Genomic DNA, 25,413 nt, shown 5'->3' with positions numbered 1-25,413 from the left:
CACAGCCTCCAAAGATGAAAAGTGAAGCCTTGGAGCTACTCGCTCCAAGGCTTCACTTGATGGCTATGGGGCCCGACTCTTTTATCGCGGCTGCTCGCTGACGACATAGGACATATACAGCCGGTCTTGCACCGGAATCCATGCCCCGACCCCTCTTGTCGTCACGTTTTTGACGACGATTTTCTTTTTGTTTCCTTTCAAGACGATATACACTTCCCCGTACGTCACTTTCCCTTTTTCATTCACAGCCGGAGCATACGCATACAAATAGCCCATTTTTTTCGCCGGCACGTTGTACGGCTGATCCTTTTTCGTGCCAAGACCGACAACGGTGCTGAAAGCGAGCGGTAAATTTGTTTTTTCCATGGCCTTGTTCAACATCATCCGTTTGACGGCGTCTTCATTCGGCACTTTCACCGTCAAGCCGCCACGGACGTATTTTTGCATTTCCTGTTTGTAATACAGTTTTTGTGCTGTGTCGCCGCCGCGGTTGTCGAGAAAATTCGTATTGACTTTTTGATACTCCCAATTTGTTGATGTTTCGAGCGATTGGTAGTTGAGCGGCCATTGGCCTAAATAAATCGTCGCCCGGTAGCCGATGGCCCACGGCGCGTTCGTTGCCGAAGATTCATTAAAGAGATGGATCAATTCGGGATTCTCAATTTTCACATTCGCCGATCTTAACAGCTGTTTTGTAAACGAGCTCGGTTCCAAATGCGGCAAATCTTGCGTCGGGTTCGGATACGTATTTTCTTTCGATATATCCATCACCGCACTGGGCGCCGGTTTGCCGGCAGCCGCCAGCGCCGAAAACGCTGCCGCATAAAGAAGAAGCACGCTCCCAAACAGCGAAACAGTCCACTTTTTCATCGTCTTCACTCCTTTCTTCCCACGTTATTCACTGTTAGTTTCCTTCAAAATGCACCGTTTATCCGCGGCGGCGAAAATTTTCCCCGTTTGGCGCCCCACTTCCCAAACCCGCAAAAAAACACCCAGGCGGCGAACGCCCGGATGCAGTCACTTACAGCAAATAAAAACCGATGCCCATGATCGTATAGGCAGCGAGCAATGTTGCCCCTTCAAACCAGTTCGTATCGCCGTCGTTGGACAATACGACAGCGATGTAAAGCAAAATCATAATAATCGAAATGCCGACGCTCAACGCAAGCCGTTCGCCGCCGTCCATTTGCATTGTAAACACTTCCGGAATGACAAACGCGACGAAAATGGCAAACGTCAGCAGCCCGGCGTTATGGCGGGCGTCATAAATATTGAATTCTTGCCGTTTATATTTCAAACCGCCAACAAAAAACGATAACCCGGCAACCAACAGCAAATTTCCCAGCACCGAGCCGGTCAAGGAGGCGAGCACGACATCCACGAGTCCGGCTTGCAAGGCAAAAATCGAGATGATCAACTCGACCGCATTGCCAAAGGTGGCGTTTAACAGCCCGCCGATGCGCGGTCCGGCGACGATGGCCAAACTCTCTGTCGCCCGCCCCATATAGCTGGCGAGCGCAATGATCGTCAAACAATACAGCCCAAACATCAAGACGGTCGGCCAGTGAAGAAAGCCGCCGATTACTGACACCGGCACGCCGATCCATGCCATCCAGGCAAACAACCTGTTCATTTGTGTTTCTTCCACATTTCTCGTCAAAATTTTTTCGTTGCGTTGATCGTCGCTTGTATGTACGATGAATACGGGCCAGCCGTTCCGCCGTGAAAAGCCGGATTCCGTTTGTTCGCGGGCTGGCCAATTTCAAGAAGTGAGGATGTGACGATGCGTTTCGCCATTTTAACTGCGGTCGTGGCCATCTCTGGCTTGTCCCAAGGAATGTTGCTTCCGCTGTTAGCCATGCTGCTTGATGAACATGGCGTCCCTTCGTCCGTCAACGGGGTGCATGCTGCTGCGCTATATATCGGCGTGCTGGCCATTTCGCCGTTTCTGGAGCGGCCATTGGGAAAGTATGGCTATCGGCCCATCATTCTCCTCGGCGGTTCTATTGTAATATGTTCGCTTACTCTTTTTCCACTTTTTTCTTCATTTTTTGTTTGGCTGGCTCTCCGCTTTTTGATCGGCGTCGGCGACCATATGCTTCATTTCGCGACGCAGACATGGATCACCGACCTTTCGCCGCCGGCTAAGCGTGGTCGGCGTCTGTCGCTGTATGGTTTGGCGTTCGGCCTTGGTTTTACGGTCGGTCCATTGCTCGCTTCACTCGCCTCGATCAACGAAGCGTGGCCGTTTTATTTGGCCGCTCTCCTCAGTTTCGCCGGGTGGGTGGCCGTCTTTTGGCTGCCAAAGGAAAAACCGAAGCCGTTTGAACGCTCTTCCTCAGCCGCCGGCCGATGGGTCGGTGCATGGAAACATGCATGGCCAGCGCTGTTGCTTCCGCTTGCCTACGGCTTTTTGGAAGCGTCCATTCATTCCGTTTTCCCGCTGTATGCCTTGCGCAAGCAGATGGGCGCCGAACAAATCGCCTTCATTTTGCCGTTTTTCTCGTTAGGCGGCATCGTCTTTCAGCTCCCGCTCGGGGCGCTCAGCGACCGGTTCGGGCGGCGGGCGGTAATTCGTTTTGCCTTGCTGGCCGGCGCCAGCTGTTTTTTGGCCGTGCTCACGGTCGGTGCGTCCACTGTCGGGCTCGCTGCCTGTCTGTTTGCCGCCGGCATGTTTACTGGCTCCCTTTTCTCCCTCGGCATTGCCTATATGACCGACTTGTTGCCGAAAGCGCTCCTCCCGGCCGGCAACTTGTTGTGCGGAATGCTGTACAGCCTTGGCAGCATGGTGGGCCCGCCCCTTGCCGGAAGCGCCGTCGATACGGCAACGAACGCCTTTTTTCTGGCGGTCAGCGCTGTTCTTCTCATCCCCGCCGTCTGTCTTGCCGGACGGCGGGAACAGGAAAAAGCGGCTTGACCGCTTTTTTATTTTTTTGTTTTTTTTGAAAAAATCATTGACCATTTTGTTCCCTCTGTTATATAATAAAACCAAGATAACAAGTTACTGTTTTAAAACAGGAAAGGGAGTGGCGATGATGAGCAGAGCAGAACGGAAAAACATGATCGAGTTTATCGAAAAAGTGCGGGGGTTGTCGCGGGAAGAACTCGCCTGCATGACTGACGCCGAGATCGAGTACATTTACGAGCGGTATTACCACCATCATGAAGAAATTGTGGAGTAAAGCGCCGTTCGCTGACCGCCCCAGCGAAAAAGGTGTCCCGCATTGGGACACCTTTTCTAATGATAGCCGTTTTGGCCGTTGGCGCTGCCGCTCGTTTTATGTTTCGGCCTGTTTTTCCCTTTTTGCTTCGTACCCCCGTCTTTTTTCGTGTGCTTCGCCATCGTAATCCCCCCTGTATCAAAATCCCCCGCATCGTTACGTTATCCGGTTTGCAGACCATTTATGCACATCAACGGAGCCGCTTTCTTCCTTCGCGTTCACAATCGAAAATGGCGTTCATTTCTCCGCCTAACACGAGAATCATGCCCGATAAATAAAACCAAATCATCAGCACAATCATCCCGCCGAGACTTCCGTACATGGCTGTATAGTCAGCAAAATGGTTGACATAATAGGCAAACGCCCATGATGTCGCAATCCAGCCGGCGGTGGCGAACAAAGCGCCGCGCACGACATTGACGCAACGCAGCTGTTTGTTCGGGGCAAAATAATAAAGGGCGGTAAAAACAACAAACAAGATGATCACGCTCGTCACCCAGCGAAATGTGTTCCATATCGTCAAAAACGGCTGCGACAACCCGAGGGTGGAAAACAAAAACAACCCGATCATCCGCCCGAATACCGGCAATACAAGCATAACGATAATGACCGCGATCATCCCGAGCGTCAGCACAATCGACAGGCCCCGCACAACCCAAAACGGACGGTCCTCTTGTACGTCATATGCGCGGTTGAACGCCCGCATAATGGCGCTCATGCCGTTCGATGCCGACCAAATGGCGCCGATAATGCTTAACGACAGCAGCTTTCCGTTTTGCTCATCCATCAGACGGTGGACATTCGTCTCGATCAGATGAAGCGCTTCTTTCGGCGCATACTGCCGCACAAGCATAAGCACATCTTCGTGCGGGATCGGCAAGTAAGCCAGCAGCGTCATTAAAAACAATAAAAACGGGAACAACGACAACAGAAAGTAATACGCCAATTCCGCCGACAGCCGCGGAACTTCATCCTCCGTAAAGCGCCGGGCCAACTCGCGGATGAACGTCATATCCACCAACACGGGTCGCCCTCCTTTTCCGTTTTTTCATTATTTTCTTTCCCTAGGGGCCAGCCGATGATCGCGGACGATCGCGTCAAGCAAATGCTCGCAGCCGGAGCGAATCAGGCGGTACACTTCGGCAAAATTCCCGGTATAATACGGATCCGGCACATCGTCTTTTTCCCGATCCGGGACAAAATCAAGCAGCCGGGCGATCACCGCCGGCGAATTCGGCCCGGCGAGCCGGCGCAAATCGCTCAAATTGGCGGCGTCCATGGCGATGATGTAATCAAATTCCTCCAAGTCGCGGCGCCCGACTTGCCGGGCGCGGATGCCGGAATAGTCAATGTCGTTTTCACTCAAAATCCGCCTTGTCCCCTCATGCGGCGGCTCCCCGACATGCCAGCTGCCCGTTCCCGCTGAATCAACGACAATCTGTCCGTCAAGCCCCCGTTCGTTCACCAAATGACGGAATACCGCTTCCGCCATCGGCGAACGGCAAATGTTGCCGAGGCAAACAAACAACACTTTGACCATCGAAGCAGCCACTCCTTTCCATCCCGTTTTCTTGGCATTAGTTTTCCCTTTTCATCCAAGCGCTTGATAGCCGCTTTCTAGCAGTTCGTGCACATGCACCTATATTTTACCACCTAACGCTGGCGCGGACTATATTGCCTCTCCCCTTTTTCCCCGCCGGTGTGGTACAATACATGATAACCTGCCACGAAAGGAGCGGAACGATGGATTTATCGAAACCGTCGGCAGAAAACGTCGAATATATGGTTGAACAGCTGAAGAAAAAATTAAAAGTGCTCAATTTTGATGCGATTAAGCCGTCCCATTTTTCCGAGGCGTGGTATGACGAACTGAAAGACATTTACGACATGGTCATGAAGCGTGAAACGTTCAGTCCAAGCGAAATACAAGCCATTGTCGAGGAGCTCGGGAGCCTGCGCAAGCGGTAATCCTCTCCTTCCGTCACCGAATGGAAGCGCCGCGAAGCTGCCTATGTATATAAAAAAAATAATTCCTATCGAAAAACTAGGATTGACATTAGCGCCAATTGTGTTAAAATTTTAATCAATTAAATACAACTACATACGCTTATCAAGAGCGGGGGAGGGACTGGCCCGATGAACCCCGGCAACCTGCCGCGTTTGGCAAGGTGCTAATTCCAGCAAAATGGGATCCATTTTGGAACCTGAATCCGTGATAAAGACGCGTTCAAAGCTGCCAAGAAAACTGGATCAATCAACAAAATATTGCACTCGGGGTTCTTCACCTAATAGGTGAACATTCGAAATGGAGTCGAAGTCTCGACACGATTGGGTTTCCCAGCATTTTTGATACACTTCTGTCACGGATTCAGGTGGAAGATAAGGCGTCCCTCGTTCTTCCGCTCTTTCCGAAATGGAAGGGGCGTTTTTATCGCTAGGCTGCCCGTTGCCGGATGAATATCCGACTAATTACGTTGATTTTCTTTGATTTTAAGGAGGGGGAAACGATGCTCACATATGACCAATGGGAAACGGCCGAAAAACCGTCTTTTCCGTCCGACGATGAAACAAAAGGGGCGCTGGCTGTCCTCGCTTGGGCGTACCGCGAATACGGCGATGACATTGTCTATGCGTGCAGTTTCGGCATTGAAGGGATTGTGCTCATTGATTTGATTTCCCAAGTCAAGCCGGATGCGGAAATCGTCTTTTTGGATACAGGGCTGCATTTCCAAGAGACGTACGACACGATCGCGAACGTACAGGAAAAATACCCGTCGCTCCGCATCGTGATGAAACAGCCGCACTTGACGCTGGAGGAGCAGGCTGCACAGTTCGGCGATGAACTATGGAAACGCGATCCGAACAAATGCTGTGAGTTGCGCAAAGTCATTCCGCTGCGGGAAGTCTTGACCGGCGTCACCGCCTGGATTTCCGGCTTGCGCCGCGAACAGTCGCCGACGCGGCGCCATGTCGAGTACATCAATAAAGACGACAAATTCCGCTCCATTAAAGTGTGCCCGCTCATTCATTGGACGTGGAAAGACGTTTGGAATTACGTATATAAACACGGTCTTCCGTACAACGTGCTCCATGACCGGGGCTACCCGAGCATCGGCTGCGCCCCTTGCACAGCGCCGGCATCGGATCCGAACGATTTGCGCTCCGGGCGCTGGGCCGGCCAGGGGAAAACGGAGTGCGGGCTCCATCTCACATAAGGGGAGAACAACGATATGCTCCTTGCCATTGCCTTTATTGTGTCCTTTTTCTTCGCCATGAACATCGGGGCGAGCGGCGCGGCCGCCTCGATGGGCGTCGCGTACGGGTCGGGCGCCATTCCGAAAAAGTCGATGGCCCTCCTTCTTTGCGGCATCGGCGTGTTTCTCGGCAGCCTCGGCGGCGGAGAAGTAGTGAAAACGATCGGGTCGGGCATTATTCCGTCTTCGATCCTCACCGTCAAAATCGTCGTCATCATTTTAACGGCGGCGGCCATTTCACTTTTTGCGGCGAACATCATGGGCATTCCGCTCTCGACGAGCGAGATCACCGTCGGATCAGTCGTCGGCGTTGGCATCGCCTATCAGGCGGTGTACTTTCATAAGCTGCTGTTTATCGTGTCGGTATGGATCGTGATCCCGATCGTCGCCTTTTCGTTTACGCTGGCTGTCGGCAAATGGTTTTTGGCGCTCAAGCGAAAATATCCGCAGCTTGAACAAGGGCGCTGGCAAAAAACATTCATGGCCTTGCTCGTTGTCACCGGCTTTCTCGAGGCGTTTTCCGCCGGCATGAACAATGTGGCCAATGCCGTCGGGCCGCTCGTCGGCGCCGGGCTGATGGCGGTCGGGCCGGCAACTATCTTCGGCGGCTTGTTTGTCGCTGCCGGCGCCCTGTTGCTTGGGCATCGCGTGTTAGAAACAAACGGAAAGAAAATTACAAACTTCTCCCCGTTTGAAGGAAGCGCCATTTCCGGCACGGGAGCCGTGCTCGTCATCATTTCGTCGCTGTTTGGTTTGCCTGTTCCGCTTACGCAGATTACGACATCGGCGATCATCGGCATCGGCACGGCGAAAAGCGGGATGTCGATTTGGCAAAAGCGGATTGTCGTGCAACTGTTGAAAGTGTGGTTTGTTTCGCCAATATTTTCCCTTGTCATTTCGTACAGCCTTGTGAAACTGTTGCTTGACAGCGATGTTTACACGGTGATTGCCATCTTCAGCGTCTGCCTGGCGACGCTTGGCGTCATCAGCTTAAAAAAAACAGTCGCCGAAGAAGAGCGTTCGCTTCATGAACATGGCGGCGGCATTTAATGAACATCTATCAATCTAGGAGGTTATGAACATGAGTTTGAGCATTCCGCATGGCGGCACATTGATCAACCGTTGGAATCCGGATTACCCAATCGATGAAGCAACGAAAACGATCGAGCTGTCCAAAGCCGAACTAAGCGACCTTGAGCTGATCGGCACAGGCGCCTACAGCCCGCTCACCGGGTTTTTAACGAAAGCCGATTACGATGCGGTCGTAGAAACGATGCGCCTCGCTGATGGCACTGTCTGGAGCATTCCGATCACGCTGGCGGTGACGGAAGAAAAAGCGAGTGAACTCGCTGTCGGCGACAAAGCGAAACTCGTTTATGGCGGCGACGTCTACGGCGTCATTGAAATCGCCGATATTTACCGCCCGGATAAAACGAAAGAAGCCAAGCTCGTCTATAAAACCGATGAACTCGCTCACCCGGGCGTGCGCAAGCTGTTTGAAAAACCAGATGTGTACGTCGGCGGAGCGGTTACGCTCGTCAAACGGACCGACAAAGGCCAGTTTGCTCCGTTTTATTTCGATCCGGCCGAAACGCGGAAACGATTTGCCGAACTCGGCTGGAATACCGTCGTCGGCTTCCAAACGCGCAACCCGGTTCACCGCGCCCATGAATACATTCAAAAATGCGCGCTTGAAATCGTGGACGGCTTGTTTTTAAACCCGCTCGTCGGCGAAACGAAAGCGGACGATATTCCGGCCGACATCCGGATGGAAAGCTATCAAGTGCTGCTGGAAAACTATTATCCGAAAGACCGCGTTTTCTTGGGCGTCTTCCAAGCTGCGATGCGCTATGCCGGTCCGCGCGAAGCGATTTTCCATGCCATGGTGCGGAAAAACTTCGGCTGCACGCACTTCATCGTCGGCCGCGACCATGCGGGCGTCGGCAACTATTACGGCACGTATGATGCGCAAAAAATCTTCTCGAACTTTACGGCCGAAGAGCTTGGCATTACACCGCTCTTTTTCGAACACAGCTTTTATTGCACGAAATGCGAAGGCATGGCATCGACGAAAACATGCCCGCACGACGCGCAATATCACGTTGTCCTTTCTGGCACGAAAGTCCGTGAAATGTTGCGCAACGGCCAAGTGCCGCCGAGCACATTCAGCCGTCCGGAAGTGGCCGCCGTTTTGATCAAAGGGCTGCAACAACGCGAAACGGTCACCCCGTCGACACGCTAAAGGAGGAGCGAGATGAGCACGAATATCGTTTGGCATCATACATCGGTGACAAAAGAAGATCGCCGCCAACGCAACGGCCATCATAGCGCCGTCCTTTGGTTCACCGGCCTGTCCGGATCCGGCAAATCGACGGTGGCGAACGCCGTCTCCAGACGGCTGTTTGAGCTTGGCATTCAAAATTACGTTCTCGATGGCGACAATATCCGCCACGGGCTCAATAAAGACCTCGGCTTTTCCGCCGCCGATCGGACAGAAAACATCCGCCGCATCGGCGAAGTCGCCAAACTGTTTGTCGACAGCGGCCAGTTCGTGTTAACGGCATTCATTTCACCGTTTGCCGAAGACCGGGCGCTCGTTCGCCGCTTAGTCGAGGAAGACGAATTCATTGAGATATATGTCAACTGCCCGATTGAGGAGTGCGAGAAGCGCGATCCAAAGGGGCTGTATCAAAAAGCGCGCCGCGGGGAAATCCGCGAATTCACCGGCATCGATTCGCCGTATGAAGCGCCGGAAGCGCCGGAGCTGACCATCGAAACGCATCGTTATTCGGTGGACGAATGTGTCGAGCAAGTGCTCGCGTATTTGCGGGAGCGCGGATTCATCCCCGCATCGGAAACCCATTAACGATACCGTGTCTCCCACTCGAAAAAAGAGTGGGAGACGATTTTACAAAGTCGTTTTCATGCCACGGCCAGGCCGTTTACAATGAAATTCAACGGAACACGAGTGTTGATTATCCATTACTTTACTTAAAAACACAGAATCATATGGCTGAACACAAGCTTTTCTGCCTCTTCCCACGAACAAGAACGCCGGCGGGCAAATGTCATTTGCCTGCAAAGCGTTCATTGTTCGAGGAGGGCATGCTGTACGCATGCCCAGTCGGCACGGCAAGCGAACTGCTTGCCGACTACGGCAGAAAAGCTAGGAATAGAGCGATATCAACTGGTTTTTAATGGTTAATCAACACGCCCGTCAACGGAACGTTTGCACTGCTGCCGGCAGCTGACGGGATCACGACAGAAAGGGCTGAAACAACGATGGGGAAAGTATATTTGGTCGGGGCCGGCCCCGGCGATCCGGAACTCATTACCGTCAAAGGGTTGAAATGCATTCAACAAGCCGACGTCATTTTGTACGACCGCCTCATTAATGAAGACTTGCTGGCATATGCCAAGCCAGACGCTGAACTCATTTTTTGCGGCAAGCTGCCCGGCTACCATGCTATGCAGCAGGAAACGATCAACCGTTCACTCGTTCTGCATGCAAAAAAAGGAAAAACAGTTGTCCGTTTAAAAGGCGGCGATCCGTTTGTGTTCGGGCGCGGCGGTGAAGAGGCGGAAGCGCTCGTTCAGCACGGGATCGAGTTTGAGATCGTCCCTGGCGTCACATCGGCCATCGCGGCGGCCGCTTACGCCGGTATCCCTGTCACCCATCGCGAGTTCAGCTCCAGCGTCGCCTTTGTCACGGGGCATCGCCGCGACGGAACCCGCGAAGACATTAAGTGGGAAAGCCTCGCCAAAGGCATTGATACGATCGCCATTTACATGGGCGTCCACAATTTGCCATACATTTGCGGCCAGCTGATGAAATACGGCAAGGCGCCGGATACGCCGACGGCGATCATTCAGTGGGGAACGACCCCCATCCAGCGCACGGTCACCGGCACGCTGGCGACAATCGCCGCTATTGCCGCCAAAGAACGCATCGAAAATCCAAGCATGGTCATCATCGGGGATGTCGTCCGGCTGCGCGCCAACATTCAATGGTTTGAGCGGTTGCTGTCATCATCGGCAGCCGCCGGCGCCACCTCGTGAGGCAATGGCGATGGAAGCCATTTTGTACGTCAGCCACGGCAGCCGGGTTCCGGCTGCGCGCCGAGAAGCAGCCCGCTTCGTTGAACAATGCAAGGCGGCCATCGACATCCCGATTCAAGAACTGTGCTTCGTTGAGCTGGCTGAGCCGGATATTGCGACCGGCGTTGACCGTTGCGCCGCCCAAGGGGCAACCCGTGTGATCGTCATCCCGTTGCTGCTTCTATCCGCCGGACATGCCAAACAGGACATTCCGGCTGCGCTTAAAGCAGCGAAACAGCGCCATCCGTCTTTGGAGATCGTCTGCGGAGCGCCGTTTGGCGTCCACGATGCAATGATTGACATCATCATCGACCGCATCGGCGAGCAGCCGGCGCCGCTTGATCATGAATCAATGGTTCTGCTGATTGGCCGCGGCAGCAGCGACCCGGATACGAAGCGCGACATCGCCGCCATCGCCCGGCGCTTGCAAGAAAAAACGAGCGTGCCGCACGTTGACGTTTGTTTTCTCGCCGCCATCCGCCCGACGCTTGACGAAGGGTTCAAGCGGGCGCAGGCATCCATATACCGGCGCGTCTTTATCGTGCCGTATTTGCTGTTTACCGGCGTTTTAATGAAAACAGTCGAACGGAAGCTGCAAGCGATGCCTGTTTCCGATCAACAGTGGCATTTATGCTCATACTTAGGGTATCATCCGCGGCTTGTAACGCTCATTCAACAACAGGTGCAGGCGCTGTCGGCAGCGAAAAAAGGAGCTTGAGCAGACAAGCTCCTTTTTTCATGGTATGATGGAAGCGAAGCGACCGCAGCGAAGGAGGGCTTCATCATGATGAAACGGGTTCATGTCATGGTCGAAGGGCGCGTGCAAGGCGTCGGGTTTCGCTATTTCGTCCAACACGAAGCGCTCAAACGCCAGCTGACCGGCTGGGTGAAAAACAACGATGACGGGACGGTGGAGATGGAAGCCCAAGGGCATGAAAGCGCGCTCCAACTGTTTTTGGATACGATTGAAGCCGGCACGATGTTTGCCAAAGTTTCCCGCATGCACGTTGAGCCGCGCCCCGTCCGCCCTGACGAAACTAAGTTCCGCATTGTGTACGGAAGCGGCATTTGACTGTTGCACCGCTTGGATCTATTCCCAGCGCAGACGTTGTCCGTCTGCCGCCAAGCGCTCTTTCCACCAATGAAAAAGCGGGATCACCATCCGTCCTGCTTAAGCCGGCCGCAAATGCGGCGCCGCATATTGAAAACACGTCTCCAAAATGGCCGTATTTGCGCGCTCATTTTTTTGCTGCGCTTCACGGCAAAATGGATGGAATACATCGACAGCGGCTTGCGGGTACTCCCCGCATATGTCCACGCCGAGCACTTTTTTATAGAATAGCAGAAGGCGCAAACAAGCGAGCAGCCGGGAAAGCGGCATCATCCCTTGATCCCAGTTCGTCACGGCGTCTTCGCGGCGCAACGCATCTTTATCAATGCTGATATAGACGCTCCCGGTCGGGATGGCGTCCAAAAGCGCCTTCGGCCATTCATCGTGATCATCGAAAGGAAGAACTGTAATCTTTGGAGATAAACGGAGATGGCTTGGAGAACATGACGGACCAACAATGATGACTTTTTGCAGCTGTGGATGTTCGAGTGCGTAAGCCACCCACGAGCCGCACGAAATGAGGCGGTCGCTCCCTCCTTCGGCATCCGTATGGTGGTCAAACAAAACGAGCGTAAACGGCTCTTTCATCTCCTTTACAAGCAAATAGCTCACATAATGGAAGTTGCCGTTCCCGATTAAAACCGCTCCGCGCATCCGCCGACGGCGCAGCCGCCGTTCGATTTCGGCGAGGGCCGCCCCGCTGCAATACAAATTCGTCTCCGGCACATCCGACAGATCGATCCATTCGTGCGGAAAACGGAACAATCGCTTTTGCGGCCGGTAAGTGCCGTCAAAATTGAGCATCGTGACACCATTGCCTTGAAACCCCATTTCTCCTCACCTTTCCTTTCGCTGAATCGTTGTTCAACGCCTCTCAGGTGCGGATGAGTCCAAGATGTGTCCGTTCTTCATTATACAATGAAAGACGAAATATTTCCGTTCCTATGCCTTGGTCATGTACAATAATAGAAAACAGCTAAAGGAGGGACCCCGCGTGCAGCCGATTGACGCCGCCGCTGTTCAAGAGGCGCTGGACCGCTTCGCCAATCGCGACGTATACATCCATTTAGAAACGACGAACGGGGCGTACGCCTCTCATCATAACGAACGATTTTTTTCCGCCGGCGCTTACATCCGCAACGCCCGCATCCGCTTCACCCGCGGCAAAATCACCGGCCCGGGGCCGTATCGCGTCGGGCTGAAGCTTCAAATCGGCTGGGTGTACGCCGAAGGGCTGACCCATTGGGAATGGACGAACGAAGGACAATTGTTGTTGGCCGGACACGATTACGAAGGGAAACTGGCTGTCGCTCTTGAGCTGAGCGACACGCCGTTCGCATAAGGAGGGGCTTGCGATGAAGGAACGACACGTACTTGTTGTGTTTCCCCACCCGGATGATGAGGCGTTTGGCGTTTCGGGCACCATCGCCCAGCATGTGCAAAGCGGCACACCGGTGACGTACGCCTGCCTGACCCTTGGGGAAATGGGGCGAAACATGGGCGTGCCCCCGTTTGCCAACCGCGAAACGCTTCCGCTCATCCGCAAGCAGGAGCTGGAAGAAGCGTGCCGCGTTCTCGGCATTCGCGATTTGCGCCTGCTCGGGTATCGCGACAAAACGGTCGAATTTGAGGATGAAAACGAACTCGCTGACCGGATTGCCGCCATCGTGGCAGAAACAAACCCGTCGCTCGTCATCACGTTTTACCCTGGCTACAGCGTTCACCCTGACCACGATGCATGCGGCGCTGCAGTCATCAGCGCCTTGACGCGCTGGCCAAAAGAAGAACGGCCGACCGTCCATTGTGTGGCGTTTGCGAAAAACTGTGAACAAGATCTTGGCCAGCCAGACGTCATCCGCGATGTCAGCCCGGTGATCGAGACGAAGCTGGCCGCCATCCGCGCCCACCGTTCGCAAACCGAAGGGCTGATGCAGGCAGCCTCCAAGCGCGGGGATGCGCTTGCCTGGCTCAAAACGGAGCGGTTTTGGACGTACCGTTGGGATGATTGACCTGCCTAACCCTCCTTGAACAAGGTGTCCATCCCGATGAGGACACCTTGTTTCCGCGTTCACCGAAACCCCGCCAAGCGGCAACAAGCAGACAGCCGCCGGGTTGCCGGCAAACGGCCGGTCAGTGAACGCATCGACAATATACATCGGAATGTTCATGGCTCTTTCCCTCTTTCCCCGTTTCGTTCTTTTTCGTTCACCAATAGCTGGGCCAACTCTTCATCCCATCGGCCCCGCTGCCGGAAAGACTCAGCAGCGAGCGCCCGAAACAGCCGCTTTCGTGCGGCATCGTCCGCCACCTCACGCAAAATGATATCGCGCGCCTGCCGCAAAAACTGAAGATACGGCTCATACTCTTCACCATACTTCTCCTCAAGCTCGCGGCGGATGCGGCGGGCAAGCGCCGGACTTGCCCCCCCGGTCGACACGGCAATGGTGAGCGGACCGCGGCGGATGACAGCGGGAACGTGAAAATCACACCGTTTCGGGTCATCCACGACATTTACGAGTTGGCCGGGCGCTGCTGCTTGCGCCACCGCTTCGTTCACATTCCGGTCGTTTGTCGCCGCAATGACAAGAAACGCTCCTGCCAAGTCGTCTTCAGCGAACGTTTTCTTACGCCAAACGATCTCTCCTTTGGCCGCGAGCGCTTCAATGTCCGGCACCGCCTCCGGGGCGATTACCACAACGTCCGCTTCTGCTTCGAGCAAACCGTAAACTTTCCGCGCCGCCACCTTCCCGCCGCCAACGACGACCGCGCGGCGGCCGCGCACATGAAGAACAATCGGATACCCCACGGCGCAACCCCCCATTCCGGCATCCATCAGGCAGACTGAGTCGGTTTCTGCGCACAAACAGGCGCAATCTTCCCCGACCGCCTGCCTTGGCTGACAACAAAAAGTAAAAAAAGAAGCCGTGCATCGAACACGGCCTTTTTCTTCATTATATCATCCTTGTTTCACTTCTTGAAGCCATTTCGCCAACCGTTCATTTTTCTTTTTCATATGCTCAAGCCATTGCGGGAGCAGTTTTTTCATGGCCTCCTGATCATTGTTCTCCATCGCTTGCCTCGTTTGTTCATGAAGCTGATGAAGCTGTTGTTTTTCTTCTTTCGTCATCCACCGTTTCATTTTATGCAACTGTTTCAGCTCTTGTTTAAACTGTTCTTTGGTGATTTTTTTATTGGCCAGCTGATCGATGAGCCGGTCAAGCGCCGCTTCACGCTCTTTTTTCATCTTTTTGCACTTTTCTTTAATGGCCTGTTTCACGTTCTCATCGTTCAACTGCTGACGCAACGCGTTCCGCTCGTCGAGCACTTTTTTCCATTCATCTGCCTGTTCAGGCGTATACGTTTGAACCATCTCCATCCACTTTTGCTCATCCAATCTGTCGTGCTCCCACATATGGCCGACCGGCAGATGCACATCGGCTGCCTCTCCTTTATGGCTGCCGGCAGCCACCCATGACGGCATCGCCAGCATGAGTGAAGCAAAAAAGGCAATCCATACGTTTCTCACGATGTTCACTCCTTTTCCTTTTCCTTTCACTCACCATTCACCCACGACTAGACAGCTGGGATTCATTATCCGCTTTTGCTCTTCTTCGCGCCGCCTCCTTTCCAACCATTGACTCCTCCCCTATTTTCCCCGTTTTTTGGATATCCTTGCATAAAAAATGGGAAGACCTACAAAAACGAGGTCCTCCCCTTCATGTTGAAAAAAAAACGTTTAGCGAAATTTCTCTTCAATACGCCGCCCGTAGTCGCGCAGCGCCTTCGAATTCGTCTGCCCCCGCTTTTTCATCAATTCGGCCAAACGAAGCTGTTTTTCCGTCCTCTTTTTCTCCAGCTCCCGTTTTTCCTCATCATCCTCGCAGCAACGAAGCAAGTCCTCGAGCGTCAAAAGCTCTTTGCGCAGCTCCGCTTCTTCCCTCACATAGCCGGCGTTTTTCAGCAACAAATACCCGAGCCGCAGCTCCTCTGGAATGCGGGAAAGGTCTTCAATCTCAAGCGGTTTGCCGAAGCCGGGCAAGTTGTCAAACTCGCCGTTTTTCATCGCCTCGCGAATTTTCTCCTCGGCGATGCGCCAAAATCCGTCCATTTCACGTCAACTCCTGCGCCCGCCGCCTCGCATGCTGCTCTTTCAAAAAGCGAACAAACTCATCATACGGAAGCGGTGGGGAAAAGTAGTAGCCTTGCGCCTCATCGCACCGTTTTCCTTGCAAATAGGCCGCTTCGGTCTCCGTTTCGACCCCTTCGGCCAACACTTTGACACCTATATTATGCCCGAGGCGGATGATCGCCGGCAAGATGACATCTTTTTTTCCTTGAATATGCTGGACGAACGAACGGTCGATCTTCAGCCGATCGATCGGCAAATCGGTCAGGTAGCTGAGCGAGCTGTAACCGGTGCCGAAATCGTCCATGCTGATCGTCACACCGAGCGCCTTCAGGTTCGAGAGAATATCAAGCGCACGTTCTGTATCCATGGTCATCCGCTCCGTGATTTCCAGATCTAAATGGTGCGGCGGCAGCCCGGTGTCAGCGAGCAGGCCGGCGAGCTTATCCACAAATCGGCGGCTTTCAAACTCGTATGGCGATAAATTTACGGAGACAGACAAGTGCGGAAACCGGTCAAGCAGCTGTTTTGTTTGCCGGCAGGCGGTGCGGATGACCCATTCATTGATCGGGATGATCATGCCGGTCTGTTCGGCAACCGGGATAAACAATGATGGAGGAACCATCCCTTTTTCCGGGTGGCGCCAACGGATGAGCGCTTCCATGCCAATGACTTGCCGGTCGTAAAGCCGAATCTGCGGCTGGTAATAGAGCTCGAACTCCCCGTTTTCGAGCGCGCGCCGCAAATCGCGTTCCATGGCCATCTTTTCATGCAGCCGGTCGGCCATCGGTTCAGTGAAAAAGAGAAAATCGCTTGCCGCTTTTTTTCGCGCCTCATAGCGGGCAATATCTGCCTTACGAATTAACGTTTTCGCCTCCTCCCCATCTTTCGGATAGACGCTGATGCCGATGTTCACCGTCACATATAGCTCAAGACCGTTGACAACGATCGGTTCGTCAGCAACTTCAATCAACCGTTTCGCTGCTTCCTCCGCTTTTTCATTCGCGCTATCCGGCAGCACAGCGATAAATTCATTTCCGCTCCAACGTCCAACCATAATCCCTTTCTGCTCTCGCCAAAGGCGGGCCAGATGGAGCAAGACCTCGTCTCCAACAGCATAGCCGTAAAAATCGTTGATCGTCTTAATGCCGCTCACTTCCAAAAACATGACAGCCGCTTCTTGGCCATTCCGTTTGGCGCCGGCGAGGCATTGTTCGATCTGTTTATACATCGCTTCTTTGTTCGGGAGACCGGTCAGTTCATCATGGCTGGCAAAGTATTGCAGCCGCCTTTCGTTTTGCTTCTGCTCGGTCAAGTCGCGGACAGCAGCAACCATCACGTTTTGCCCTTCGTAATCGTAACGGCGCTGCAACACTTCCGCCGGAAACACCGTTCCATCCTTTCGGCGCAGTTCGATTTCAAACCGCTTGCGCTCCCCATCCGAGCGGGCTTCTGTCATCGACCCTTGAACTACAAGATCATCTACAGGCAAATGAACCAATTCACTTTCTGTATAACCAAGCAAGCGGCACGCCGCCTCGTTGACTTCGATAATTTTGCCGCCCGCGTAGACGATCAAGCCTTCCGTCGTCATTTCCGCCAACCGCCGCAGCCGATGTTCGCTGGCCGCGAGCATTTTTCTGTACGCGGCAAACGCCTTCTGCTCCATGCGCTGATGGAGCGCCAGCAAGTATATCGCCGCCCCGATCCAAAACAGCATCGCCATCGCCCACATCGCCTTTTGCCGCTCCTTTTGCAGCCGGAGATCGTACACGGCCGCATCGTAATCAATGCCCACAACGGCATCGATGGATCCATCGGCGGCGCGAATCGGCATGAAGGCGCTGATGCTTCTTCCCCACTCATCGCGAGTCGGAGCCTTCTCCATCACAAATTGCCCCTGAAATGCCTGCTCTATTTCCGGAAGGTGATGGCGGTACACCGTCCCCGGCGGCACCGGCTGCTCCTTCGGGCCGTCAATGCGGCCGTTCCGGTTGTAATCAACAGCTGGAGCCACGACGAAATACACCTCGCCGCGCCCGTTTTTCTTCATCGTGTATACACTCAAAAGACGGCCGGGGCTTTGCCAGCGCTCAAGCGCCTGAAGCGCGGATTGATACACCGGAGAGGAAGCGGCCTTTTCATCGAGCCGTTCATGGCCCATGGCGGCCAAATCGCCGGCGATCATGCCGGCGATTTGGTTCGCAGCTTCTTCATATTTACGATGTTCATGCTGTTCCGCATAGCTGATATACGCGATGCCTGCGCCGAGAAAAAGCACGACGAACAACGCAAAGGCGGCGACAAGCTTCGGAGCGAACCGCCACGGCGGCGGCGTCCGATGCCGCTTCGCCATCCAATGGCCGTACGCATAAACAGCAGCAGCGGTTGTGAGAATCCCTGCCACATATAAGATATATTCCGGTTTATTCGACATCATTCATCACCATGGTAGATTTTTCGATCTTTCTCTATTTTCATTATAAAACGGGGGGCTTGGCCATGCTTCCCACCGCCATTCCTATTCATTCGACAACATCCGACATACACCAACAGCCTATAGGACCGGAGTATTAGAAAAACCCGTGCCGCCGACGACTTAAATGCGGCTGTCTTCGCATAAAGCCATAGGATTGGATTACTATAAACCGTTAGGACTAGGTGCTATATTTGTAATCACACTGTAACATTATTTAATTCAACTGTAAAAAACAAGACCGTTTTCCTCTGTTATACTGTAATCAAACAACGTCGAATGGAAAAAGATTTTGTCGGGGGTTCGGGAAAATGAAAAAATGGCTTACGCTTGTTTCTGCAGCATTCATCGTTCTTTTTTCCTCCTTATTTGTAAGCACTTCCAGTTCTGACGCAGCCGCCAACAAGACGAGGCTGATCGCCGAGGCCAAAAAACTGGTCGGCACTCCGTATCGGTATGGCGGCACAACGCCAAAAGGATTTGACTGCTCGGGATTTGTTTACTATGCCCATAAAAAAGTCGGCGTCACGCTGCCGCGCACGTCCAAAGAAATGTATAAAAAAGGAAAATACGTACATAAATCAAAATTGCAGCCAGGGGATTTGGTGTTTTTTGACACTTCGAAACAGACAAAAGGCGTCTCCCACGTTGCCATCTATATTGGGAACAATCAAGTTATTCATGCCGTTTCCCGCGGTGTCAAAATCGACAGCTTAAACAGCAGCTATTGGAAAACAAGATATGTCGGAGCCAAGCGTCTGTAGCGGTTCATTGCAAAAGCTCTCTGTCATATTAAGCGCGCTTAATAGGCAGGGGGTTTTTATTATGCCAAAAAAGCGGCCCTCCGAAACCGGAGGGCCTAATATATATTCATAGGGGATCGGGGGAATACTTGGAAACGTTACGCTATTATTCATTTCCTCCCTTTTCGTCTTTTATACATGAAAACAAAAAAATTTTTTATGATCCCCAGCCGCAACGGCTGCCCCCTCCCGTTTCAACAATATGGACATAAAGCCGCGGCTCTTGTCGAATAGTATAGATGATGACTGGTTGTCCGTTCATCGATTTTTGACAAAGGCAGGTGTTTCCGTTGTTCGCTTCCTCACAGCTGGGCGTTGATTTAGGGACGATGAATGTCAGGCTGTTCAGCCAGACGAAAGGGCTTCTGTTTGACGAACCAGCAACGGTCGCCTATAACCGCCAGGCGGACAAGCTTATGGCAATCGGCCAAAAGGCAAAACAAATGATCGGCAAGACTCCGCCCCATGTTGGGAGGCGCCTTGCTGCATGGCATCGAGCAATGGCTGAGCACGGAACTGCACGTGCCGGTGCATGTCGCGCCCAATCCAGCTGAAGCGGTCGCCATCGGCACGGGGAAGGCGCTCCAGGCGATGCCAAAGCGCCTCGATGCAGCGCTGTAGCTCATTTCCAACTCCCGATCATTGAATCAACTCAAAACCCCCGCGCCATCGCGGGGGTTCTTGTTAGACCAGCTATGGGCATTCCTGGCACGGAGAGGCCGCCCACTGTGGTGTTAGGACGTCTGCCGAATGCGCTCCTCCCCTTGCGTTGCTTGTGCTCCCTCAGCGGCCTCAAGCAGCAAATCCACAATATGGACGGCGCGGACGCTTCCTGACAGCCCGGCCCGTTCAATGCCAAGCTTCATTTGTAGCAAACACCCCGGGTTGGCGGTGACGATCGTCGTCGCTTTCGTTTGTTTCGCCATTTCCATTTTGTGGTCTAAAATTTGCATTGACATCTCCGGTTCCACAAGGTTGTAAATGCCGGCCGATCCGCAGCAGCGGTCAGCATCGTTCATCTCGCGGAACTCGACGCCGTCAATCGCCCGCAACAAACGGCGCGGGGCGGCCGCCGTTTTCATGACGTTGCGCAAATGGCACGAATCTTGGTAGGTGATCGTTTGCGGCGCCACGCGAAGCGGTAGTTGGTGAAACCCGAGTTCAACCAACACTTCAGAAATGTCTTTGATTTTCGCCGCAAACGCCTCCGCCCGGTCGCGCCATTCGGGATCATCCTTTAACAGGTGGTCATATTCAAGCAAAAACGCACCGCAGCCGCCGGCGTTCGTCACAATGTAGTCGACATCAAGCTGCTCAAAAGCGGAAATGTTTCGCTTGGCCAACTCTTTCGCCATCTCTTTTTCCCCGCCATGGCCGTGCAGCGCCCCGCAGCACCCTTGGGACGGCGGGATGATGACTTCGCAGCCGGCGAGCTGCAATAGACGCAGCGTCGCATCGTTTGTTTCCATAAACATCGTATCCATCAAACAGCCAGCGAAAAAGGCGACCCGTTTTTTCACCGTACCGTCCGGATTCAAACGATGCGGCCGGTTTTTCATCTCTTTTGCCGTCGGCACGTCCGGCAGCACGCGCTCCATTTGCCGGAACGAGGCCGGAAGCAGGCGAAGCAGCCCCGTTTTGCGGGCAAGCGTCCGCAAGCCGGAGCGCTGATACCAACCGAGAAGCGCCGTCGCCTTCCGCATCCGTTCTTGATGCGGAAACAGTCCGGCAAACACAAGCTTACGGATGAGGCGAACCGGAAGCGGCATTTTTTTATGCTGGGCGATAATGTCGCGCGCCTCTTCCAGCAGATGGCCGTAGCGGACCCCGGACGGACAGACCGACTCGCATGCCCGGCAGCCTAAACATAAGTTGAGCGCCCGCTCCACCTCTTCGTCCGGCTCAATCAGTCCATCGACGACCGCCTTCATTAAGGCAATCCGTCCGCGCGGCGACTGGGCTTCTTGCTGCCCCGATTCGATGTACGTCGGACATGATGGCAGGCAAAAGCCACAGCGCATACAGTTCATCAGTTCATCCTCATCCATCCGTTCTTGAAACGCTTTCTGAATGAGCGCTCGTTCTATCTTCGTTGTCATCGTGTCACCACCACCCGTTTTCTCGTGCTTTTGGCGAACACTTTGCCCGGATTCATAATATTGTTCGGGTCGAGCGCCTGCTTGACCGCTTTCATGGCAGCGATGCCGGCCGGACCGAGCTTCCATTCCAAATACGGCGCTTTCATCACCCCGACGCCGTGTTCGCCGGTAATCGTGCCACCCAATTCAATCGCTTTGGCGAAAATTTCTTCAAACGCTCGTTCCACCCGCTCCATTTCTTCACGATTGCGGGCGTCGGTCGGACAGGTCGGGTGCAAGTTGCCATCGCCGGCATGGCCGAACGTACAGATCTTCAACTGGTACTTCTCGGCAATTTCATTGATTGCTTTGACCATTTTGGCGATTTCCGAACGCGGCACGGTTGCGTCCTCTAAAATCGTCGTTGGCTTTAAGCGCGCCAACGCCGACAGCGCCGTCCTCCGCGCCGTCCGCAGCGCCTCTGCTTCTTCCTCCGAACGGGCGAGTTGAACGGACACCGCCTGCTCGGCCCGGCAAATATCGGCCATCTTTTTCATATCGCGCTCTACCACTTCCTTCGGCCCATCCTGCTCAATGAGCAAAACGGCTTTCACATCGGTCGGCAAGCCGATGCGGGCGAAATCTTCGACCACTTCCAATGTCGGCTGGTCCAAAAACTCGAGCGTCGCTGGAATGATCTTGTTGGCGATGATTTTCGACACCGAACGGGCGGCCGCCTCCAAATCTTGATAAAGAGCGAGCATCGTCTGCTTCGTCTCTGGCATCGGAATAAGTTTTAACGTCGCTTCGGTGACAATGCCAAGCGTTCCTTCCGATCCGACAAACAGACGGGTTAAGTCATAGCCAGCTACATCTTTTGCCAGCTTGCCACCGGTGCGGATGACATCGCCGTTCGCCAAGACGACTTCCAACCCGAGCACATAGTCGCGCGTCACCCCGTATTTCAGGCCGCGCAAGCCGCCTGAGTTTTCGCTGATGTTGCCGCCAATCGTTGAAATTTTCATCGACCCCGGGTCCGGCGGATAAAACAATCCTTTTTCTTCAACGGCTTTCGCCAAATCAAGCGTCACCACTCCCGGCTGAACGGTCGCGGTTAAGTTTTCCTCATCAATTTCCAAAATGCGGTTCATATGGTTAAACAGAAGAACGATCCCGCCTTCGACCGGACACGTGCCGGCGCAAAGGTTCGTTCCTGACCCGCGCGGCACGATCGGGATGCGATACTCGTTGCAAATTTTCGCAATTTCCGCGACCTCTTTCGTATTTCGCGGCGCAATGACTGCATCGGGGAGCGACTGAAACTGCGGAGTCGCATCATACGAATAGACGAGCCGCCCCGTTTTCGTGTCATCGTAGTTTTCAGCTCCCACGACTTGAATCAACCGTTTTTTCGCTTCATTTGGAATCAATGGTCTCACCCTTTCCACATCCATTTGCATTCGCCGACAGCGGAAAAGGGACTGGGCTTGGCGTCTGTTTCCATCCAGGCCAAGCCTCGTCCCCCTTCGCTGCCGTTACGGAATCATCCACGACAATACCGTCGATTGCAGGTACACGAGAATACCAACCAAGATAATTAAGAATATGCTATGTTTGACCGTAAAGCGGAACAAGTCGGACTCTTTGCCGGTCAAGCCGACGGCCGCGCAGGCGACCGCGATCGACTGCGGCGAAATCATTTTCCCGACGACGCCGCCCGATGAGTTGGCCGCCAACGCCAGCACCGGATCCATGCCGATCGATGTTGCCGTCACTTTTTGCAGGTTGCCGAACAACAAGTTCGACGACGTATCCGAACCGGTGATGAACACGCCAAGCCAGCCTAAAATCGGCGAGAAGAACGGGAAGAATGACCCCGTTTTCGCCAACACCATCCCAAGCGTCGTGCTCATGCCCGACGAGTTGGCAATGTAGGCAAAGCCGACAACCGAAGCGATCGTGATGATCGGAAATTTCAATTCGTTAAGCGTTTCCACAAACGTACGCGCCCAATCTTTCCACGAGATGCCGATGATGAACTTGGTGACGACCGCCGCCACCAAAATCGCCGTTCCAGCCGCGCCGAGCAGCTCAAGCTTATACACCGCAGCGATCGGCTGGCCACTTGGGTTCAAAATTTGGTTATTGAGCCCCGGCACCGGCGGCATAAACGTCAAATGGGCTCCGATGGCATTGACAAGCTTGAGCAAACCGTTTGTCCCTTCATAATGGCCGGTGAGCGCCGCTTTCACCTGCGGGATGCCCCAAAGCGAGATCAACGCCGTCAGCACAAGAAACGGCGACCAGGCGCGGAATACTTCCCCGCCGCGGTGCGCAGCGCGAGCGGCCTGCCCAGCAGCCGCCACTTCCGGTTCCGATGCGAAACGGAACGTGCTTTTTGGCTTCCAATATTTCAAAAAGACGGCCAGCACGACGATTGAAACAATCGAGGACAAAATGTCCGGCAGCTCCGGTCCTAAAAAGTTCGATGTCAAATATTGCGTGAGCGCGAACGAAACGCCGGAGACGATAATGGCCGGCAACACTTCGACTGTCTTTTTCCATCCTGCCATAATCAAAACGAGATAGAACGGAATGAACACCGATAAAAACGGCAGCTGCCGCCCGACCATTTTCGAAATTTCCATCGCCGGCACACCGGTCGGCCCTTCCATCGAGATGATCGGAATCCCGACCGCCCCGAACGCCACCGGCGCTGTGTTGGCGATCAAACAGATGCCTGCGGCGTACAGCGGGTTAAACCCCAATCCGGCCAGAAGCGCCGCTGAAATCGCCACCGGCGCGCCAAACCCGGCCGCCCCTTCCAAAAACGCCCCGAACGAAAAGGCAATGAGCAGCGCCTGCAGCCGCCGGTCTTCGGTGAGGGAAACGACGGAGTTGCGAATGATGTCAAAATGGCCGGTCTTCACCGTCAGCTTATATAAAAAGACGGACGTAATGATGATCCAGCCGATCGGGAGCAGCCCGTACACCGCCCCTTGCGTCACCGACATGACCGCTTTGCCGGCCGGCATCCTGTAAGCGATTACGGCCAACACCAAAGCAAGCAGCAACGTCGTCAGCCCGGCGACATGCCCTTTCATCCGCTTGACGGCCAAAGCCCAAAAGAAATACAAAATCGGAATGAGTGCGACAATGGCCGATAACCAAAGCTGGTCGGCGATTGGCGTAAAATCTTGCTTCCACTGCATGCGGTTTTCTCCTCCCCTTTATGTCCGACTTATCGGCGTTTGCAAATGATCGCCCACTGATCTTTCTGTTTCACTCTTCCAGTCATCAGATGACCGGATAAGAAACGCCGTCTGTCTCAAATTATAAAAGCGTTTTCTCCAAAAGACAATAGGTGTTTTTTTATTTTTTTGAACTTTCCACTCACTGCTTCCTCTCCCCAGCTGCAAAAAGCGCTTGTCTCTTCCCATGATGCTGTATCATAATAGACATTGCAGGAGATTTCCCCTACAATCGGAAATCTACTTTATCGTATTGAGGTGGGTCCATTGGCATTTAAACGGATCAAAACGAAAAAAATTTACGAAGAAGTGGCCGAAGCGATTTTTGATATGATCAAAAACGGCGAGTTGAAGCCCGGTGATAAGCTCGATTCCGTCCAGCAGCTCGCCGAGCAGTTCCAAGTCGGGCGGGCCGCCATCCGCGAAGCGCTCACCGCGTTAAAAGCGATGGGGCTGATTGAATTGAAGCAAGGCGAAGGGACGTACGTGCGTGAGTTCGATCCGACGATGATGACATTTCCGCTTTCGATCGCCGTCTTAATGAACAAAGAAGATATTTGGCACTTGCTTGAGGTGCGCAAACTGCTCGAAGCAGGCGCCGCCTCGCTCGCTGCTGCCAAACGGACAGAGCGCGATCTTGAAGCCATGGCGGAAGCGCTCCGACAAATGAAAGAAGGCATCGGCAGCGATGAGCTTGGCGAAAAAGCCGACTTGGCGTTTCATATGGCCATCGCCGAAGCATCGCAAAATCCGATGCTCACAAGCATCATGAACAGCGTTTCCGGGATGATCGTTGAAACGATGCGGGAAACGCGCCGCATTTGGCTGTTTTCGAAACAAACGACGACCGAAAAACTGCTTGCGGAACACCAGGCCATTTTTGAAGCCATTCGCAAACAAAATCCAGACGCCGCCCGGGCGCGCATGCTCGACCATTTGACAAACGTCGAAAACGTGTTGCGCCGCTACGTTCACACTCAGCAGCCAAACTGAGT

26 protein-coding genes, 2 pseudogenes and 1 riboswitch are annotated in these 25,413 nt (G+C 53.7%); of the genes and pseudogenes, 16 read left to right on the top strand and 12 right to left on the bottom strand.

Annotation, left to right across the window (positions count from 1 at the left end; translation table 11 throughout):
• Nucleotides 1–81: 81 nt before the first annotated feature.
• Complete coding sequence (locus ACR1UW_RS04080) at nt 82–870, bottom strand: YfkD famly protein (RefSeq protein ID WP_289643627.1); 789 nt, start codon at nt 868–870, stop codon at nt 82–84.
• 241 nt (nt 871–1,111) lie between these two features.
• A pseudogene (gene cax / locus ACR1UW_RS04075) lies at nt 1,112–1,633 on the bottom strand (calcium/proton exchanger); the annotation flags it as partial.
• A 150-nt stretch (nt 1,634–1,783) separates the two neighbouring features.
• Here cax and ACR1UW_RS04070 point away from each other — a divergent pair.
• Complete coding sequence (locus ACR1UW_RS04070) at nt 1,784–2,917, top strand: MFS transporter (protein WP_498935248.1); 1,134 nt, start codon at nt 1,784–1,786, stop codon at nt 2,915–2,917.
• Between the two features lie 118 nt (nt 2,918–3,035).
• The gene (locus tag ACR1UW_RS04065; RefSeq protein WP_033008327.1) at nt 3,036–3,182 is read left to right on the top strand and encodes a BH0509 family protein; all 147 of its coding nucleotides are present in this window, start codon (nt 3,036–3,038) and stop codon (nt 3,180–3,182) included.
• Nucleotides 3,183–3,411: 229 nt separating this feature from the next.
• Here the strand turns inward: ACR1UW_RS04065 and ACR1UW_RS04060 are convergent, their stop codons facing one another.
• Nucleotides 3,412–4,233 carry a YihY/virulence factor BrkB family protein gene (locus ACR1UW_RS04060; RefSeq protein WP_276521832.1) on the bottom strand — a complete coding sequence of 274 codons (822 nt, stop codon included), beginning with the start codon at nt 4,231–4,233 and terminating at the stop codon, nt 3,412–3,414.
• A gap of 39 nt (nt 4,234–4,272) precedes the next feature.
• Nucleotides 4,273–4,761 (bottom strand): low molecular weight protein-tyrosine-phosphatase, encoded by a 489-nt coding sequence (locus ACR1UW_RS04055; protein WP_033009583.1) that lies wholly within the window; start codon nt 4,759–4,761, stop codon nt 4,273–4,275.
• Nucleotides 4,762–4,964: 203 nt separating this feature from the next.
• Here ACR1UW_RS04055 and ACR1UW_RS04050 point away from each other — a divergent pair, with 203 nt between their 5' ends.
• From ACR1UW_RS04050 to ACR1UW_RS04015, 8 genes are all read left to right on the top strand, one after another.
• Nucleotides 4,965–5,189 (top strand): DUF1128 domain-containing protein, encoded by a 225-nt coding sequence (locus ACR1UW_RS04050; RefSeq protein ID WP_289667237.1) that lies wholly within the window; start codon nt 4,965–4,967, stop codon nt 5,187–5,189.
• A gap of 136 nt (nt 5,190–5,325) precedes the next feature.
• A riboswitch (SAM riboswitch) is annotated at nt 5,326–5,432 on the top strand.
• A 296-nt stretch (nt 5,433–5,728) separates the two neighbouring features.
• Nucleotides 5,729–6,436, top strand: a complete 708-nt coding sequence (locus tag ACR1UW_RS04045; RefSeq protein WP_033009598.1) for a phosphoadenylyl-sulfate reductase — start codon at nt 5,729–5,731, stop codon at nt 6,434–6,436.
• A 15-nt stretch (nt 6,437–6,451) separates the two neighbouring features.
• The gene (cysP, locus tag ACR1UW_RS04040; RefSeq protein WP_094239568.1) at nt 6,452–7,525 is read left to right on the top strand and encodes a sulfate permease; all 1,074 of its coding nucleotides are present in this window, start codon (nt 6,452–6,454) and stop codon (nt 7,523–7,525) included.
• 31 nt (nt 7,526–7,556) lie between these two features.
• The gene (gene sat / locus ACR1UW_RS04035) at nt 7,557–8,717 is read left to right on the top strand and encodes a sulfate adenylyltransferase (RefSeq protein WP_289643625.1); all 1,161 of its coding nucleotides are present in this window, start codon (nt 7,557–7,559) and stop codon (nt 8,715–8,717) included.
• 12 nt (nt 8,718–8,729) lie between these two features.
• Complete coding sequence (gene cysC / locus ACR1UW_RS04030; RefSeq protein WP_033009577.1) at nt 8,730–9,341, top strand: adenylyl-sulfate kinase; 612 nt, start codon at nt 8,730–8,732, stop codon at nt 9,339–9,341.
• Nucleotides 9,342–9,757: 416 nt separating this feature from the next.
• A complete protein-coding gene (gene cobA, locus ACR1UW_RS04025) occupies nt 9,758–10,534 on the top strand; it encodes a uroporphyrinogen-III C-methyltransferase (protein ID WP_050368201.1) in 777 nt (258 codons plus the stop codon).
• 10 nt (nt 10,535–10,544) lie between these two features.
• Nucleotides 10,545–11,291, top strand: coding sequence for a sirohydrochlorin chelatase (locus tag ACR1UW_RS04020; protein ID WP_033009575.1), 747 nt, complete (start codon nt 10,545–10,547; stop codon nt 11,289–11,291).
• Between the two features lie 69 nt (nt 11,292–11,360).
• Complete coding sequence (locus ACR1UW_RS04015) at nt 11,361–11,645, top strand: acylphosphatase (RefSeq protein WP_033009595.1); 285 nt, start codon at nt 11,361–11,363, stop codon at nt 11,643–11,645.
• 99 nt (nt 11,646–11,744) lie between these two features.
• Here ACR1UW_RS04015 and ACR1UW_RS04010 read toward each other — a convergent pair whose 3' ends face one another.
• A complete protein-coding gene (locus ACR1UW_RS04010; protein ID WP_277391789.1) occupies nt 11,745–12,515 on the bottom strand; it encodes an arginase family protein in 771 nt (256 codons plus the stop codon).
• 163 nt (nt 12,516–12,678) lie between these two features.
• Here ACR1UW_RS04010 and ACR1UW_RS04005 point away from each other — a divergent pair, with 163 nt between their 5' ends.
• On the top strand, nt 12,679–13,026 hold the full coding sequence (locus ACR1UW_RS04005; protein WP_025949074.1) for a YojF family protein: 348 nt from the start codon (nt 12,679–12,681) through the stop codon (nt 13,024–13,026).
• Between the two features lie 13 nt (nt 13,027–13,039).
• Nucleotides 13,040–13,693: a bacillithiol biosynthesis deacetylase BshB2 gene (gene bshB2, locus ACR1UW_RS04000; protein ID WP_033009572.1), complete on the top strand. Its 654-nt coding sequence runs from the start codon at nt 13,040–13,042 to the stop codon at nt 13,691–13,693.
• 155 nt (nt 13,694–13,848) lie between these two features.
• On the opposite strand, the gene ACR1UW_RS03995 is transcribed toward bshB2, so the two are convergent.
• From ACR1UW_RS03995 to ACR1UW_RS03980, 4 genes are all read right to left on the bottom strand, one after another.
• On the bottom strand, nt 13,849–14,490 hold the full coding sequence (locus ACR1UW_RS03995; RefSeq protein WP_498934652.1) for a precorrin-2 dehydrogenase/sirohydrochlorin ferrochelatase family protein: 642 nt from the start codon (nt 14,488–14,490) through the stop codon (nt 13,849–13,851).
• Between the two features lie 150 nt (nt 14,491–14,640).
• Nucleotides 14,641–15,210 carry a PX domain-containing protein gene (locus ACR1UW_RS03990; RefSeq protein ID WP_096226297.1) on the bottom strand — a complete coding sequence of 190 codons (570 nt, stop codon included), beginning with the start codon at nt 15,208–15,210 and terminating at the stop codon, nt 14,641–14,643.
• A 210-nt stretch (nt 15,211–15,420) separates the two neighbouring features.
• Complete coding sequence (locus ACR1UW_RS03985) at nt 15,421–15,792, bottom strand: DnaJ family domain-containing protein (RefSeq protein WP_013522951.1); 372 nt, start codon at nt 15,790–15,792, stop codon at nt 15,421–15,423.
• 1 nt (nt 15,793) lies between these two features.
• Nucleotides 15,794–18,250 carry a putative bifunctional diguanylate cyclase/phosphodiesterase gene (locus ACR1UW_RS03980; protein ID WP_498934649.1) on the bottom strand — a complete coding sequence of 819 codons (2,457 nt, stop codon included), beginning with the start codon at nt 18,248–18,250 and terminating at the stop codon, nt 15,794–15,796.
• 347 nt (nt 18,251–18,597) lie between these two features.
• Here ACR1UW_RS03980 and ACR1UW_RS03975 point away from each other — a divergent pair, with 347 nt between their 5' ends.
• The 3 genes and pseudogenes from ACR1UW_RS03975 to ACR1UW_RS03965 all read left to right on the top strand — a co-directional run bounded on the left by ACR1UW_RS03975 (nt 18,598) and on the right by ACR1UW_RS03965 (nt 19,710).
• A complete protein-coding gene (locus tag ACR1UW_RS03975; protein WP_429894291.1) occupies nt 18,598–19,050 on the top strand; it encodes a C40 family peptidase in 453 nt (150 codons plus the stop codon).
• 329 nt (nt 19,051–19,379) lie between these two features.
• A pseudogene (locus ACR1UW_RS03970) lies at nt 19,380–19,559 on the top strand (rod shape-determining protein); the annotation flags it as partial.
• Nucleotides 19,560–19,569: 10 nt separating this feature from the next.
• Nucleotides 19,570–19,710, top strand: coding sequence for a rod shape-determining protein (locus tag ACR1UW_RS03965; RefSeq protein ID WP_233130451.1), 141 nt, complete (start codon nt 19,570–19,572; stop codon nt 19,708–19,710).
• A gap of 113 nt (nt 19,711–19,823) precedes the next feature.
• Here ACR1UW_RS03965 and ACR1UW_RS03960 read toward each other — a convergent pair whose 3' ends face one another.
• From ACR1UW_RS03960 to ACR1UW_RS03950, 3 genes are all read right to left on the bottom strand, one after another.
• Entirely contained in the window at nt 19,824–21,188 is a 1,365-nt protein-coding gene (locus ACR1UW_RS03960; protein WP_498934646.1) for a (Fe-S)-binding protein, read from the bottom strand.
• Nucleotides 21,185–22,621, bottom strand: a complete 1,437-nt coding sequence (glcD, locus tag ACR1UW_RS03955; RefSeq protein ID WP_498934644.1) for a glycolate oxidase subunit GlcD — start codon at nt 22,619–22,621, stop codon at nt 21,185–21,187. Before glcD ends, ACR1UW_RS03960 begins: the two co-directional genes overlap by 4 nt.
• Before the next feature lie 81 nt (nt 22,622–22,702).
• The gene (locus tag ACR1UW_RS03950) at nt 22,703–24,379 is read right to left on the bottom strand and encodes an L-lactate permease (protein WP_498934642.1); all 1,677 of its coding nucleotides are present in this window, start codon (nt 24,377–24,379) and stop codon (nt 22,703–22,705) included.
• A 306-nt stretch (nt 24,380–24,685) separates the two neighbouring features.
• Between ACR1UW_RS03950 and ACR1UW_RS03945 the strand changes: the two genes are divergently transcribed.
• On the top strand, nt 24,686–25,411 hold the full coding sequence (locus ACR1UW_RS03945; RefSeq protein ID WP_498934640.1) for a FadR/GntR family transcriptional regulator: 726 nt from the start codon (nt 24,686–24,688) through the stop codon (nt 25,409–25,411).
• Nucleotides 25,412–25,413: the final 2 nt, after the last annotated feature.

Origin of the sequence: Geobacillus lituanicus (genome assembly GCF_050994965.1) — a bacterium.
GTDB lineage: Bacteria > Bacillota > Bacilli > Bacillales > Anoxybacillaceae > Geobacillus > Geobacillus stearothermophilus.
The sequence above is the reverse complement of the archived record's forward strand: the minus strand, read 5'-3'. Positions and strand labels throughout refer to the sequence as shown.

Excerpts from the sequence above, each read along its gene's own strand:
- sat (WP_289643625.1), top strand. The coding sequence starts at position 7,557 with ATGAGTTTGAGCATTCCGCATGGCGGCACATTGATCAACCGTTGGAAT.
- ACR1UW_RS04060 (WP_276521832.1), bottom strand. The coding sequence starts at position 4,233 with ATGACGTTCATCCGCGAGTTGGCCCGGCGCTTTACGGAGGATGAAGTT.
- ACR1UW_RS04045 (WP_033009598.1), top strand. The coding sequence starts at position 5,729 with ATGCTCACATATGACCAATGGGAAACGGCCGAAAAACCGTCTTTTCCG.
- bshB2 (WP_033009572.1), top strand. The coding sequence starts at position 13,040 with ATGAAGGAACGACACGTACTTGTTGTGTTTCCCCACCCGGATGATGAG.
- ACR1UW_RS04055 (WP_033009583.1), bottom strand. The coding sequence starts at position 4,761 with ATGGTCAAAGTGTTGTTTGTTTGCCTCGGCAACATTTGCCGTTCGCCG.
- ACR1UW_RS04015 (WP_033009595.1), top strand. The coding sequence starts at position 11,361 with ATGAAACGGGTTCATGTCATGGTCGAAGGGCGCGTGCAAGGCGTCGGG.
- ACR1UW_RS03960 (WP_498934646.1), bottom strand. The coding sequence starts at position 21,188 with ATGACAACGAAGATAGAACGAGCGCTCATTCAGAAAGCGTTTCAAGAA.
- ACR1UW_RS03985 (WP_013522951.1), bottom strand. The coding sequence starts at position 15,792 with ATGGACGGATTTTGGCGCATCGCCGAGGAGAAAATTCGCGAGGCGATG.
- ACR1UW_RS03975 (WP_429894291.1), top strand. The coding sequence starts at position 18,598 with ATGAAAAAATGGCTTACGCTTGTTTCTGCAGCATTCATCGTTCTTTTT.
- ACR1UW_RS04050 (WP_289667237.1), top strand. The coding sequence starts at position 4,965 with ATGGATTTATCGAAACCGTCGGCAGAAAACGTCGAATATATGGTTGAA.
- glcD (WP_498934644.1), bottom strand. The coding sequence starts at position 22,621 with ATGGATGTGGAAAGGGTGAGACCATTGATTCCAAATGAAGCGAAAAAA.
- ACR1UW_RS04010 (WP_277391789.1), bottom strand. The coding sequence starts at position 12,515 with ATGGGGTTTCAAGGCAATGGTGTCACGATGCTCAATTTTGACGGCACT.
- ACR1UW_RS04065 (WP_033008327.1), top strand. The coding sequence starts at position 3,036 with ATGAGCAGAGCAGAACGGAAAAACATGATCGAGTTTATCGAAAAAGTG.
- cysP (WP_094239568.1), top strand. The coding sequence starts at position 6,452 with ATGCTCCTTGCCATTGCCTTTATTGTGTCCTTTTTCTTCGCCATGAAC.
- ACR1UW_RS04020 (WP_033009575.1), top strand. The coding sequence starts at position 10,545 with ATGGAAGCCATTTTGTACGTCAGCCACGGCAGCCGGGTTCCGGCTGCG.
- cysC (WP_033009577.1), top strand. The coding sequence starts at position 8,730 with ATGAGCACGAATATCGTTTGGCATCATACATCGGTGACAAAAGAAGAT.
- ACR1UW_RS03950 (WP_498934642.1), bottom strand. The coding sequence starts at position 24,379 with ATGCAGTGGAAGCAAGATTTTACGCCAATCGCCGACCAGCTTTGGTTA.
- ACR1UW_RS04080 (WP_289643627.1), bottom strand. The coding sequence starts at position 870 with ATGAAAAAGTGGACTGTTTCGCTGTTTGGGAGCGTGCTTCTTCTTTAT.
- cobA (WP_050368201.1), top strand. The coding sequence starts at position 9,758 with ATGGGGAAAGTATATTTGGTCGGGGCCGGCCCCGGCGATCCGGAACTC.
- ACR1UW_RS03980 (WP_498934649.1), bottom strand. The coding sequence starts at position 18,250 with ATGATGTCGAATAAACCGGAATATATCTTATATGTGGCAGGGATTCTC.
- ACR1UW_RS04070 (WP_498935248.1), top strand. The coding sequence starts at position 1,784 with ATGCGTTTCGCCATTTTAACTGCGGTCGTGGCCATCTCTGGCTTGTCC.